This window comes from Polaribacter sp. 11A2H, from assembly GCF_011379025.1.
GTDB lineage: Bacteria > Bacteroidota > Bacteroidia > Flavobacteriales > Flavobacteriaceae > Polaribacter.
This window is the reverse complement of the sequence record NZ_WTLD01000001.1, coordinates 32,356-45,768: the sequence shown is the minus strand read 5'-3', so window position 1 is coordinate 45,768 and position 13,413 is coordinate 32,356. Positions and strand designations below refer to the sequence as shown.

Sequence of the window (13,413 nt, the reverse complement as noted above, 5' to 3'; positions counted from 1 at the left end):
TTATTATAATTTTCTTCTGTTGTCGTCAGACTGCGTATCTATTAATTTATTATAAGGGTCCACGCCTACTTCAACCGGTTTTTCATTAACAATAATTGTAATCTTATTATTAATTTGTGTAATCTTATGTTTCTTTAAATACAGTTCTTTTTCCTTCGTTTTTCCATCTACTTCTTCTTTAGCAAAAACACCAATATCTATATAATCTTGCAAAGGAAGAGATAAAATTGGTTTGCTCATTTTTTCGGTTTGATAACGTAAAGTATCTCCTACTTTTTCTCCGTAAAACTTCTTTCCTTTTTCATCATTTCTATATTTAGAAACTTCAAATTCTATGTCTACTTGATATTTTCCATTTGCTAATTGGGTAGATTTTACGTCTACAATTCTATTTTTATAAAGCGTAATTGTTTCAAACATATCTTTAATTATATATTGTAACGAATCTGGAGTTACCTTTCTTATATAATTTACCATTTCTACAGAAGTTGTGTAAGGTGCTTCTTGAAACTTTACTTTTTCTACATACTTTTTTAAAGCGCCATTTAAGTTTTCTTCACCTATATAATCACTCAAAGCATAAAAAACCAAAGAACCTTTTTGATAACGGATATACCCTTGTCCGTCATTATACATTAACGCTTTTTCACGTTTTCTCTCCATGGTTCTTTGCATTAAATAACCATCTAAAGCTTCTTTTAAAAATGTACGCATTTTAGGTTTTCCATTTTGATGTTCTAACACTTTTAAAGAAACATATTCCGACAAACTTTCCGATAACATTGTTGCTCCCAAAACGTCTGCTCCTATTACTTGATGCGCCCACCATTGATGCGCAACTTCGTGAACAGTAACTGCAAAAGGATAATCTACGCCATCATCATTTGTATCATCTACAGCAGCAATAAACCCAAAACCTTCAGAAAACGGAATTGTATTTGCAAATGACTGCGCAAAAGTACCTTGAGTTCTTGGAAACTCTATAATTCTTAATTGTTTATGCTGATAAGGACTAAAATTTTTCTCGTTATAAGTAACCGAAGCTTTCATCCCTTTCATCATTCTATCTAAATTATAATCATGCGGTTTGTGATAGTAAATTTCTAAACTAATGCCATTCCACATTTCTTTTTTAACCTGATATCTTGCCGAATTAAATGCATAGAAATTCAACATTTTACTATCCATTTTATAATGGAAATATTTACGCCCTTCTGCTGTCCATTCTTTTTGCAAATAACCAGGTGCAATTGCAATCTGGTCTTCGGATGTAGAAACGGTTGCTTCAAAATCTATCCAATCAGAATCTTTAGAAATATACGTATTTCCTAAAGCTGAAGAATCGGTTGGTTGTGCTTGTAAATTATTTGGTGGTAAATCGTATTTTTCACGTGTTTTATTATCTGTAAGTTCTCCTCCTGCAGAATATCCTAAAGAAGGAAACATACTACTGTTTATAAATGTTCCGTTTTCTCTTATTGGAGATTTTTGCTGAAACATGGTATTTTTATCACTTTTTAAATGCACTGTTAATTGCAAAGAATCTCCTGGTTGTATTCTATTATCAAATTTGTAAATATCAAAATTGAAAATAGTGTCTTCTAAAACCAAATTGTTTGGTTTATTAAACTCAAACGTACTTTCTAATGAATTATGATTTAAGAAAATACTATCAATTGCTTTATCCGTTTTATTTATCATTGTAAAAACAGCACTGGCTTTGTACATTCTTTTCTTCGGATAAATAGCAACATCGGCATTTACTGCTACAATTCTTGGTTGTTTATAATCTTCGTATTTTTTATATTTTTTCTCCCATTCTACCGCATTCAATTCGGCTTGTTTAGATGCTGTATTTTCTTCATCAGATTTTGTTGCTTGATAAATAGTAACTCCTAAAGTTAAAAAAGCCACTAAAATAACTGCTAAACTAATTTTTTGAGGTGTTTTAAATCTTGCTTCGGCTATTTCTATTCTTTCTTTAAAAGAACTTGGTAAACCTCTAACCCAAAATAAAACACTTGCTATCAGTAATAATGACCCACCTAAAATCCAGTATAATTTGTACCATAAATATCTAGACAATGCAGAACCGTAACCATTCATATCCGAATAACTAAAACCTGGTCCTTCATTATATTTAAAGATAGCTAACTCAATTCCTATTAAATCTAAAAACGGAATTCCGATTGCAACAATCAATAAAACTAGTAAACCTAAATATTGATTTTTAAATAAGGTTTGTACAAATATTGCCAAGAAAGCCCAAATTACATAGTTTAAAAATTTTAACCCAAATAACTCTTTTATGTAATGACCAATCTCAAAATTATAATATCCTTGATACGCCTGAAACAACATACCAGAAACCATAATGACTGCCAATAAAACCAATTGCATTTTTAAAATAGCAATTAATTTAGAGAATAATAACGTCCAATTTGGTATTGGAGTACTATCTACCAAGTGGTTTATTTTTGCTGTTCTAGCTCTTTGTACCAACATACCTGCATATAAAAAAGTACAAACATTTATAACAAATAAGCTAAAAATACTACCTCCGCCTAACATTTGCCAAGTTACGGGCAGTGTATCTGTTCCAAAAATTTCACTAGAAACAAATAAGGTTCCAAATAACATTAATAGTCCTACAATAAGAATACAAATAAATGGTAAACTTTTAAAGATGTATTTAAAGTCGATGTTAGACAACCTCCACATCACTTTTAAATTCTGAATAAAAGAATAATCGTGTGTTACTTTTGGTAAACTAATTCTAGTAATTCCCCTAAAGTTAGATTTTATAACTCTTTCTGATTTTGCTTTTCTAAAAGAAATTGTAATTGCATTCTGACTGAATTTAAAGTACTTAAACACCAAGCCAAAAACTAAAGAAGAAATTACCAACCAAAGCAAACGGTTATAAACAACGAATTCTTTAATAGGAATTTGCAATTCATTTTGTTCAGAAACGGTCCAGTATTTAGTATAATAAGAAGATGCCGAAGCCCCAAAAGGATCTAAAATTGCCAACAAAGTTGCGTGTTCTGGTTCAGATAAAATACTAGAAATTGCACCTTGTACAAACATTAAAATAATTACGGTAATAAAACCAGCAGCTACATTTCTAGAAAAAGTAACAACCGCAAAAACAACTGCTCCAAAAAACAATATATTGGGTAAAATGTACACCAAGTAAGTTGTTAAATACGTCATTATATTAAAATCGCCCACAATGTCTGAGTTGGTTCCTGGAAATCTAAAACCAATAATCATCCCAAAGGCAACCACCAAAACAATAGCAGAAACCACTACAATACCGCTAAAAAATTTCGCGAATAAATAATTGGCTTTTGTAAACGGATACGAATACAAAATGGTATGCATTTCACTCTTAAAATCTCTATAAATAGAAACTCCGATTATTGATGGAAATAAAAAGAATATTAAAACCGTAAATGCATTAATAATTCCTGTAACACCAATTGGCGAATTTACAATTCTAGAAGAACCTGTAGTTCCTGTAACTCCATCCCAAATACCTGCAGATGTTGCGGATAAAAAGAAAGAAATTAGTAAAAATATTGCTATGTAAATATAAAAGACAGGCTTGTTAAACCAGTATTTTAATTCTTGTTTAAAAATAGTTGAAAACATAATTTTGATATGTAAAAGTTGAACTGTTAAATTGTTTAGTTTTAGTTCTCGACTGCGCTCGAACGGACATTCTAATTATGCAATTACGGGTTCATCTTGTTTTAAAGCGATAAAATACACATCATCTAATTGTGGAGTTGCAGCAATAAAATCATCCGAAGGTTTTTCGGCAGCATGTACTCTAATATTTAACGTATTATCTTGATTGTAATTAGAAGATAAAATATTGTAGTTTTTCTCATTTTCTTCCAATGCGTCTCTCTCTATAATTTTTGTCCAAATAGTATTTTCTAATTCTTCTGTTGCTTTCTGTGGTGTAGAATGTTTTAATATTTTACCTCCGTTTAAAATTGCCATTTCATTACACAGCTCTTTTACATCTTCTACAATATGTGTAGAAAAAATAACCGTACAATTACTACCAACTTCTCGTAAAACATTTAAAAAACGATGTCTTTCTGCAGGATCTAATCCGGCTGTTGGTTCATCAACAATAATTAATTTTGGGTTGTTTAAAAGTAATTGTGCAATACCAAAACGTTGTTTCATTCCGCCAGAATATCCTGCAACATGTTTATGTCTTACATCATATAAATTGGTAATTTCTAACACCTCTTTTACAATCGCTTTTCTCTCGTCTTTTTTTGAAATTCCTTTTAAAGTAGCAAAATAATCTAATAATTCTTCTGCAGACATTTTTGGATACACTCCAAAAGATTGCGGTAAATACCCTAGCACTTTACGTAAAGACATATTGTCTTCTAAAACATTAATATCACCAAAAGTAATTGAACCAGAATCTGGACTTTGTAACGTTGCTATGGTTCTCATTAAAGATGATTTACCTGCTCCATTTGGGCCTAACAAACCAAACATTCCTGTACCAATTTCGATACTTAGATTATCGATTGCTTTTACGCCGTTTTTATAAGTCTTGGTTAAATTTTCAATTACTAACTTCATATTGTTGCTTTTAGTGATATTCGTTTGGTGATTAGTGTAAAAGTAAGCACTTTTGTTACACTTTTTTGTGATTATTTTAATGGAATTCCTAAAAAATCGTATTATTTTTACAATTGGAAATACAAAATGCTCTCCATACTTTTTCTTTTTCAAATCCATAAAAAGAAAACCTACAAACAGACATTTTAATTTTTAAATACTTTTCACACTTATAAACATATATAATGGCAAAAAAATCAATATTAAATAAAGAGTCACTTACATTTTTAGAAAAATATCTAAATAATGCGGCTCCAACTGGTTACGAATGGGAAGGTCAGAAAATTTGGATGGACTATCTAAAACCCTATGTAGACACTTTTATTACAGACACTTACGGAACTGCTGTTGGGGTTATAAACCCAGACGCAAAATACAAGGTAGTTATAGAAGGGCATGCAGATGAAATTTCTTGGTATGTAAATTATATTTCTGATAATGGATTGATTTACGTGATTAGAAACGGAGGTTCTGATCATCAAATTGCACCTAGTAAAATTGTAAACATTCATACAAAAAACGGCATTGTAAAAGGTGTTTTTGGATGGCCAGCAATTCATACAAGAGACAAAGCAAATGAACAAGCACCAAAACCAGACAATATTTTTATTGATACAGGTTGTGCTACCAAAGCAGAAGTAGAAGCTTTAGGCGTTCATGTTGGTTGTGTAATTACCTATCCAGATGAATTTCACATCTTAAACGGAGATAAATTTGTTTGTAGAGCTTTAGACAACAGAATGGGTGGTTTTATGATTGCCGAAGTTGCTCGTTTATTAAAAGAAAATAATAAAGAATTACCTTTTGGATTGTACATAACAAACTCTGTACAAGAAGAAATTGGGTTACGTGGTGCAGAAATGATTACACAAACCATAAAACCAAATGTTGCTATTGTTACCGACGTAACACATGATACTACAACTCCAATGATTGAGAAAAAATCTGCTGGTCTTTTAGAATTAGGTAAAGGTCCGGTTATTGCTTACGCACCAGCTGTACAACAAAAATTACGTGATTTAATTACAGAAACTGCCGAAAAAGAAAATATTCCTTTTCAACGTTCTGCACTTTCTAGAGCAACTGGTACAGATACAGATGCTTTTGCTTATAGCAATGGTGGGGTTGCTTCTGCTTTAATTTCTTTACCGTTAAGATACATGCACACCACTGTAGAAATGGTACACAGAGATGATGTAGAAAATGTGATTAAAATGATTTATGAAACATTATTGAACATTAAAGGAGGAGAAACTTTTTCTTATTTTGAATAAATAAAATACTGACACGAATTTCACGGATTCACACTGATAAAATTCCGTTTTATCATTCCGAACGAAGAATGAGGAGGAATCTTATAATTACATAGAATGGTTATGAGATTTCTCATTAGTTTATCTTTAGCAAAGTAGAAAGGCTTAAAAAAGCTCATTTAGAAATGACAAACGGGTTCTTATAAAGCTCTATTTAGTGATAATTAGTGAAATTCGTGTCTTATAATTATGGACGAACTCTTAGACATATTAACTCCCGAAGGACAACCTACAGGAAAAACTGCTTTAAAATCTGAAGCACATAAAAACGGTTGGTTTCATGCCACGGTTCATATTTGGTTATTTACTTCGGATGAAAAAATATTGCTTCAAAAAAGAGCGTCGACAAAAAAAGTATTTCCTGGTCTGTGGGATATTTCTGTTGCAGGACATGTTGCTGCTGGTGAAGATATTTTAACCTCGGCAAAAAGAGAAGTTTTTGAAGAAATCGGGTTACAATTAGAGACTAAAGACCTTATTAAAATTGGCACAAGAATTCATCAAGTTTCTCATGCAAACGGAATTCAAGATAACGAGCATCATCATGTTTTTATCGCAGAATTAAAAGTTCCTTTATCAACATTAACTATTCAAGAAGAAGAAGTTGATGCTATCAAATTAGATGATTTATCAACTTTAAAGAATACCGAAAATCTAGAAAATGTTTTACTCCCTAGATTTCATGCGTATTATTGTTCGGTTTATGATAAAATTATAAATTACATTTAAAAAGGTATATCAAAATGAAAAAAAATAAGGTTATCAATTTATTTGGAAACAACAAAGACATTAAAAATGCAGCAGTAAAATATTCTGCATTACTTGAAAAATTTATGTCGCCATTTGCAAAAGAGTTTGTGAATTTTGAATATCAAGAAGATATTTTTGAGTTTGCCATTAATGCTTGGAATTTTGGGAATATGAGTTCTATTCTTGATAATGATGAGTTCGAGGAAATAATATCTAATGCAAAAGATGATGCTATTAATTATGATTTATTGCGAAAGATGATTGCATATAAAAGTCTAAATTTTGAAGAGTTTTCTAATTTTATAATTGACTTTGATATAAAAACAACAAATAAAAAACTCTCTATAACCGTAGTTACAGAAAATGAAGAGACATACATGACTAATGTGTTACTTCAATCTTCAGAAACAGAACTCACGGAAGACGAGTTTGATGAAAACTACATCAATAGATCTGCAATTTCTATTAAACCCTTGCAACCTTTTATAGATTGGCACAATGCTATTTATACAGACGCTACCATTGATACAACAGACTTAAATGATATAAATATCTATTTAATTAACAGCACTAGTTATGCAGATATTGAGGCACATCTAAAAAAGAAATTTGATAAATATTTTATGCTCGAATTAGAGGGTTGGCATACAAACAAAACAGAATGGCCTCAAAGACGTAATTACAAAATGTTTAAAAAATGGTTTGAAGTGACTATTTCTACAGCTGTTTTTGATTTAGAAAAATCACCCGTTAGCAAAAGCGAATTCTAAACAAAAGTATTTAACCTTCTAGATTTCATACGTATTGTTGTTTGTAGTATAAAAAGCGCATCAAAAACTAAAAAAAAGATGAAAAATTCAATTGCAGAACGTGTGTATGATTTTTTAAAAAACTACCCTCCTTTTAACTTATTAGCTCCTAAAAAAATACTTGAAATTGCTACTGAAGTTTCCATCATCTATTTAGAAAAAGGAAAAGTTATTTTAAACGAAAATGATAAAATTCACAAACATTTTTACATTGTAAGAAATGGCGGAATTAGCTTGTATAAAAATTCTAATGACAAAAAAGTACTGGTAGATATTTGTGATAGTGGAGACATTTTTGGCTTAAGACCCTTAATTAGTAAAGAAAACTATTTACTAGACGCAATTGCCAATGAAGAATCTATTGTTTATGCTATTCCTATTGAAATTTTTGAAGCTGTCTCAGAAAAAAGTTTAAAGATTAATAAATACCTATTAACTTCTTTTGCTTCTAATTCTTTTGATCCCTATACAAATGAACAAAATAACAATGTTTTTACAGATTATATAGAGAATGATAATTTGGCTTATTCTAATTTACATTCTGTAAATTACACCAAAAAACCTTTAAACTGTACCATTAAATCTACAGTTAAAGAAGCGGCAATAAAAATGAGCAATCAAAAAATTGGCTATATTATTGTGGTTGATGAGGCTTGCGTTCCTTTAGGGATTATTACAAATGGAGATCTTAAAAGCAAAATAGCAACAGGCCTTTTTTCTATAGATACCTCTGTAAAAGAAATTATGTCATCTCCAGTAATTACACAATCTAAAAATCTTACTGTTTTAGATGCTCAGTTACAAATGATAAAACACAAGGTAGGCCATTTATGTATTACCGCAGATGGAACTAGTAATTCTAAACTGCTAGGAATTTTAACGAACCATGATGTTTTAACTTCACTAGGGAATAACCCTATCATTATTTTAAAGGAAATTAAACGTGCTAAAAAAACGAAAGAAATTCGTGAAATTAGAAACAAAGCAAACCTACTTTTAAAATCTTATTTAGAGCTAAATATTCCGTTATCGCATATTTCTAAGATAATATCAGAAATAAATGATGGAGTTGCCATGAGAGTTATTGAGCTTTCTTTAGAAAAGATGGAAACGCCTGCACCGGCTAAATTTACTTGGTTAACATTAGGTAGTCAGGGTAGAAAAGAACAGCTTTTATATACAGACCAAGACAACGCTCTTATTTTTGAAGATGTTAGCAAAGAACAGTACGCAGAAACAAAAGAATATTTTTTAAAACTAGCAGGTCATATCACTAAATCATTGCATAAGATTGGCTATGAATATTGTCCTGCAGAAATGATGGCAAGCAACCCTAAATGGTGTTTATCATTGTCTGAATGGAAAGATCAATTTAACGAATGGATTTTAAATATTGATGGAGAAGCCATTTTATTATCGTCTATTTTCTTTGATTTTAATGCTATTTATGGCGACTTCTCAATGGCAAGAGCGCTAACCAAAAGCATTTTTAAAACACTAAATGAAAGGAGTCTTTTATTTGTTTTTTTAGCAAAAGAAGCCGTTGCAAGTCCATCGCCTTTAGGCTTTTTTAAACAATTTTTATTAGAAAATAATGGAGACCACAAAGATTCTTTTAATATAAAACAAAGAGCCTTAATGCCGTTAATTAATGCCGCAAGACTTTTAACACTCTCCAATAATATTTTCGAGATTAACAATACTGCTCTCCGTTTTGAAAGATTAGCAGAAATAGAACCTCAAAATAAAGAGTTGTATCAATCTTGCTCTTATGCTTTTAAAGCTTTGCTAAAATTTAAAACAAAACAAGGAATATTACACAACGATTCTGGTAAATTTATTCAATTAGAATCTTTAACAAAAGAAGAAAAGTTACAACTAAAAGGATGCTTTAAACCAATTAGAGAGATTCAAGAAGTACTTAGCGTTAAATTTAACTTATCCAATATCATATAATTATGAATTTTAATTGGTTTCGTAAAAAAAACAAAAAAGTGCCACCTGCCTTCTTTTTAGAATATGAAAAATGTATTTTAAACACAGAAAAACTGCCAATTAATGAAACTCGGTTTGTAGTTTTTGATACAGAAACAACTGGCCTAGACAAGAAAAAAGACAGAGTTCTATCTATTGGTGCCGTAGCTTTAATTAATAATACTTTAAATGTAAATGATAGCTTTGAAGTGTATTTAAAACAAGAAATATTTAATCCAGAAACGGTACACATTCATGGAATTTTAAAGGAAGGTAACACTACAAAAATTACAGAATTAGAAGCTTTAAAACAGTTTTTAAAATATATTGGCAACTCGGTATTGGTAGGTCATCATGTTGGTTTTGATGTTGCTATGATTAACCAAATATTGTTAAGAAATAACTTACCAGGTCTTAAAAACAAAACGCTAGACACAGAGTATTTGTATAGAAAATCTAAACATACTATTTATAAAAACACATTGCCAGAAGAGCGTTATACTTTAGATAAATTGTGCGATGAATTAAATGTTTCTAAAAGCGATAGACACACCGCAAGTGGAGATGCTTTTATTACAGCAATTATCTTTTTAAAAATAATGTCTCGTTTAGATAAAAAAGGCAACCTAAAATTTAGAGAACTACTTTCTTAGGTAAAAACACCTTTTAAAACATTAAAAAGAGCTATAAAAATCAAAATTATATTATGTATATTTTTGATTTTTATAGCTCTTCTAATTGAAAATACATATTAAAAAAATACTAATATTCTAATCCAATAAGATCTCTTACCTCATCTAAGGTTTTAATCAAGTTTTTAGAGAAATCAAACGTCATTATATCACTTTCTTTTTTACCTGCTCTTAAAAGGTTATTAAAGTGTTCCGTTTCAAAATTATAACCAATCGTTTTGTAATTAAAATCGATGGTTTCCTCTTTACCATTTTCTGTAATAGTTACAGTTGTAGGCATATGAAACATCGTGTTTATTTTTATAATACCTCTTTCGCAAGTAAAAATTGCTTCTGTAGCAGCATCTTCTATCAATGTAGTTTTTAAAATTGCTTTTTGGTTATTATAAGTAAACAACATATTACACGCAGAGTCTGCTCCGTTATCAAAAAAAGTAGCATCTGCTTCTATAGAATTAGGAACTCCTAAAGTAGATAATGCTGCAAAAATTGTATAAACACCAATATCTAACAAACTACCTCCACCCACTTCTTTTTTAAATAATCTACTCTCATTATCAAATGTGCTAGAAAAACCAAAATCTGCTTCTAGTTTTAATACCTTTCCAAATTTCTCATTTTTAAGACTTTCTAAAACATAAGTATAATGTGGTAAAAAATAAGTCCACAATGCTTCCATTAGCAAAACGTTATTCTCTCTGGCAACCGCAATCATTTCTTCTACCTCTTGTAAATTCATTGCAAAAGGTTTCTCGCATAAAACCGCTTTTTTGTTTTGTAAACAAAGTATCGCGTTCTCCTTATGAAAACTGTGTGGAGTTGCAATATAAACCGCATCTACCTCAGCATCATTCGCTAAATCTGAATAAGAAGCATAGGCTTTTTTTGAGTTGTATTTTAGTGCAAACTTATCTGCTTTTTCTTGACTTCTAGACGCCACAGCAACTAATTCTGCATTTTCTACTGTTGCTAGATCTTCAGCAAATTTATGAGCAATATTACCTAACCCTATAATTCCCCATTTAATCGTTTTTTTTTCCATTTTAACATTTTTAAATTTTGACATTTTTAAATTTTGACATTTTTAAATTTGGCTAAAGCCAATATCATGTAATTCTTTGTTAACACAGGCTAAAGCCCATGTCTATTGAATATAATCTTTAATTTATCTGTGTGAATAGCCTGTGAATTTACGAATAGCTTGTGGATTTATCCACAGGAATAAATGTTTGAATAATAATTGCAATTCCCATTACTAACGCACACCCTAATAAGTTAAGCCATAAATACGGCAACCAATCAAGTAAAAATACAGTAATAATTAATGCTTGTGTAATTAATGCTGCTACAAAAACAGCATTTCCTCTAACAAATTTAACAAAAAACGCCAACAAGAAAATACCCAAGACATTTCCGTAAAAAATAGACCCAATAATATTTACAAGCTGAATTAAATTATCGAATAAATTAGCCACACAAGCCACCGAAATAGCTATAATTCCCCAAAGTAAAGTAAACCATTTAGAGGCCTTTACATAATGCTCTTCACTTTTGTCTTCTCTTACATTTCGTTTGTATAAATCTATAGCAGTTGTGCTTGCCAACGCGTTTAATTCTGACGCGGTAGAAGACATTGCTGCAGATAAAATTACAGCTAATAATAACCCGATTAATCCTCTTGGTAAGTTGTTTAAAATAAAATGAATAAACACATAATCTTTGTCGTTCGATTCTATTTTTTTAATCGACTTCTCATCAACTTTTTTAATAATTTCTTTTGCCGATTCTTTTAATTCTAAATCTCTTGCATTTAATTCTTGAATTCGTTCTTTTTCTTCAGCCTGAAATCCATCAGAAAACAACAGTCTTTTATCGTTTTCTATAATGGTATGTTCTGCTTCTAGTTCTTGATATTCTGCTAAATATTCAGAGTTATGAACTGCATCATTTGCCGTAGGGCTAAAGTTTAAAGGCGATGCATTAAATTGATAAAAAACAAAAACCATTACCCCAATTAACAGGATAAAGAACTGCATTGGTACCTTTAACAATCCATTAAAAATTAAACCTAATTGACTTTCACGAACCGATTTCCCCGACAAATAACGCTGCACCTGACTTTGGTCTGTTCCAAAATAGGATAACATTAAAAAAGTACCTCCTAAAATCCCCGTCCAAACGGTGTATCTATTACTTAAATCGAAAGAAAAATCTAACACGTCCATTTTATTACTTGCACCCGCAATTTCTAATGCGTTTGTAAACGTAATATTCTCCGGAAGCTGACTCATAATCATAAAAAACGCAATTAGCATTCCAATAAAAATGATAATCATTTGTTGTTTTTGCGTTACGTTTACAGCTTTTGTTCCTCCAGAAACCGTGTAAATAATCACTAAGAAACCAATGATAATATTTAGCGTTAACAAATCCCAATCTAGTACAGCACTTAAAATAATTGCAGGCGCAAAAATGGTAATTCCTGCGGCCAATCCACGCTGAACTAGAAACAAAATTGCCGCTAAACTCCTTGTCTTTAAATCGAATCTTCCTTCTAAAAACTCGTAGGCTGTATAGACTTTTAATTTGTGATAAATCGGTATAAAAACCACGCAAATAATAATCATTGCAATGGGCAATCCGAAGTAAAACTGTACAAACCCCATACCACTATGAAACGCTTGCCCTGGTGTAGATAAAAACGTAATTGCACTCGCTTGTGTTGCCATAACAGACAAACCAATCGTCCACCATTTAGAGTCACTTCCACCCTTTATATAATCGGTTACATTGTCATTTTTACGCGTAACATACGTACCATAAGCCACAATAAAAATAAGCGTTACAGACAGAATAATCCAATCTATATAATGTAATTTACTTTCAATTTCCATAGACTAAACCGTAAAATAATTTGAAATAAAATAAAACGCAATAATGTAAATTACATTGGCAATTAAAACCATTGAATATTCTTTTTTCCAAATGTATTTCTGTCCTTTCATTTTATCTTGTTTTTATTAGAAGCTATTTCCTGCTTTCCACTATATCTTTTTTTCGTCCCTCAAAAAAGGATGCCGTTTCAATCAGGGCTAAACCTGTTTGCCAACTCACCGTCAGTTCTATCAGAATCGCGCACTAAATAAACCTCTCAACTGTGCTCTAGGAACATCTTATAATTCAACCTACAACTCAGTACTCCAACACCTTTGTAAC

Annotated in this window: 9 protein-coding genes; 5 read left to right on the top strand and 4 right to left on the bottom strand. The window is 30.7% G+C overall.

The window, feature by feature from the left end:
- Positions 1 to 3 precede the first annotated feature (3 nt).
- A complete protein-coding gene (locus tag GQS58_RS00170) occupies positions 4 to 3,657 on the bottom strand; it encodes an ABC transporter permease/M1 family aminopeptidase (RefSeq protein ID WP_166381692.1) in 3,654 nt (1,217 codons plus the stop codon).
- Positions 3,658 to 3,732: 75 nt separating this feature from the next.
- The gene (locus GQS58_RS00165; protein WP_166381690.1) at positions 3,733 to 4,620 is read right to left on the bottom strand and encodes an ATP-binding cassette domain-containing protein; all 888 of its coding nucleotides are present in this window, start codon (positions 4,618 to 4,620) and stop codon (positions 3,733 to 3,735) included.
- Positions 4,621 to 4,844: 224 nt separating this feature from the next.
- On the opposite strand from GQS58_RS00165, the gene GQS58_RS00160 reads away from it, so the two are divergent.
- The 5 genes from GQS58_RS00160 to GQS58_RS00140 all read left to right on the top strand — a co-directional run bounded on the left by GQS58_RS00160 (position 4,845) and on the right by GQS58_RS00140 (position 10,158).
- Positions 4,845 to 5,933, top strand: coding sequence for a M42 family metallopeptidase (locus tag GQS58_RS00160; protein ID WP_166381688.1), 1,089 nt, complete (start codon positions 4,845 to 4,847; stop codon positions 5,931 to 5,933).
- 228 nt (positions 5,934 to 6,161) lie between these two features.
- Positions 6,162 to 6,701: an NUDIX hydrolase gene (locus GQS58_RS00155; protein WP_166381686.1), complete on the top strand. Its 540-nt coding sequence runs from the start codon at positions 6,162 to 6,164 to the stop codon at positions 6,699 to 6,701.
- 14 nt (positions 6,702 to 6,715) lie between these two features.
- Complete coding sequence (locus GQS58_RS00150; protein WP_166381684.1) at positions 6,716 to 7,492, top strand: hypothetical protein; 777 nt, start codon at positions 6,716 to 6,718, stop codon at positions 7,490 to 7,492.
- Positions 7,493 to 7,570: 78 nt separating this feature from the next.
- Positions 7,571 to 9,487 (top strand): DUF294 nucleotidyltransferase-like domain-containing protein, encoded by a 1,917-nt coding sequence (locus GQS58_RS00145; protein ID WP_166381682.1) that lies wholly within the window; start codon positions 7,571 to 7,573, stop codon positions 9,485 to 9,487.
- 2 nt (positions 9,488 to 9,489) lie between these two features.
- Positions 9,490 to 10,158, top strand: coding sequence for a PolC-type DNA polymerase III (locus tag GQS58_RS00140; RefSeq protein WP_166381680.1), 669 nt, complete (start codon positions 9,490 to 9,492; stop codon positions 10,156 to 10,158).
- Positions 10,159 to 10,267: 109 nt separating this feature from the next.
- Here GQS58_RS00140 and GQS58_RS00135 read toward each other — a convergent pair whose 3' ends face one another.
- Both GQS58_RS00135 and GQS58_RS00130 read right to left on the bottom strand, forming a co-directional pair.
- The gene (locus tag GQS58_RS00135; RefSeq protein ID WP_166381678.1) at positions 10,268 to 11,239 is read right to left on the bottom strand and encodes a Gfo/Idh/MocA family protein; all 972 of its coding nucleotides are present in this window, start codon (positions 11,237 to 11,239) and stop codon (positions 10,268 to 10,270) included.
- Between the two features lie 148 nt (positions 11,240 to 11,387).
- The gene (locus GQS58_RS00130) at positions 11,388 to 13,091 is read right to left on the bottom strand and encodes a sodium:solute symporter (RefSeq protein WP_166381676.1); all 1,704 of its coding nucleotides are present in this window, start codon (positions 13,089 to 13,091) and stop codon (positions 11,388 to 11,390) included.
- Between the last annotated feature and the right edge of the window lie 322 nt (positions 13,092 to 13,413).

Bases quoted from the DNA above. Each gene is read 5' to 3' on its own strand.
- GQS58_RS00150 (WP_166381684.1), top strand. From the start codon at position 6,716: ATGAAAAAAAATAAGGTTATCAATTTATTTGGAAACAACAAAGACATT.
- GQS58_RS00160 (WP_166381688.1), top strand. From the start codon at position 4,845: ATGGCAAAAAAATCAATATTAAATAAAGAGTCACTTACATTTTTAGAA.
- GQS58_RS00145 (WP_166381682.1), top strand. From the start codon at position 7,571: ATGAAAAATTCAATTGCAGAACGTGTGTATGATTTTTTAAAAAACTAC.
- GQS58_RS00165 (WP_166381690.1), bottom strand. From the start codon at position 4,620: ATGAAGTTAGTAATTGAAAATTTAACCAAGACTTATAAAAACGGCGTA.
- GQS58_RS00135 (WP_166381678.1), bottom strand. From the start codon at position 11,239: ATGGAAAAAAAAACGATTAAATGGGGAATTATAGGGTTAGGTAATATT.
- GQS58_RS00130 (WP_166381676.1), bottom strand. From the start codon at position 13,091: ATGGAAATTGAAAGTAAATTACATTATATAGATTGGATTATTCTGTCT.
- GQS58_RS00155 (WP_166381686.1), top strand. From the start codon at position 6,162: ATGGACGAACTCTTAGACATATTAACTCCCGAAGGACAACCTACAGGA.
- GQS58_RS00170 (WP_166381692.1), bottom strand. From the start codon at position 3,657: ATGTTTTCAACTATTTTTAAACAAGAATTAAAATACTGGTTTAACAAG.
- GQS58_RS00140 (WP_166381680.1), top strand. From the start codon at position 9,490: ATGAATTTTAATTGGTTTCGTAAAAAAAACAAAAAAGTGCCACCTGCC.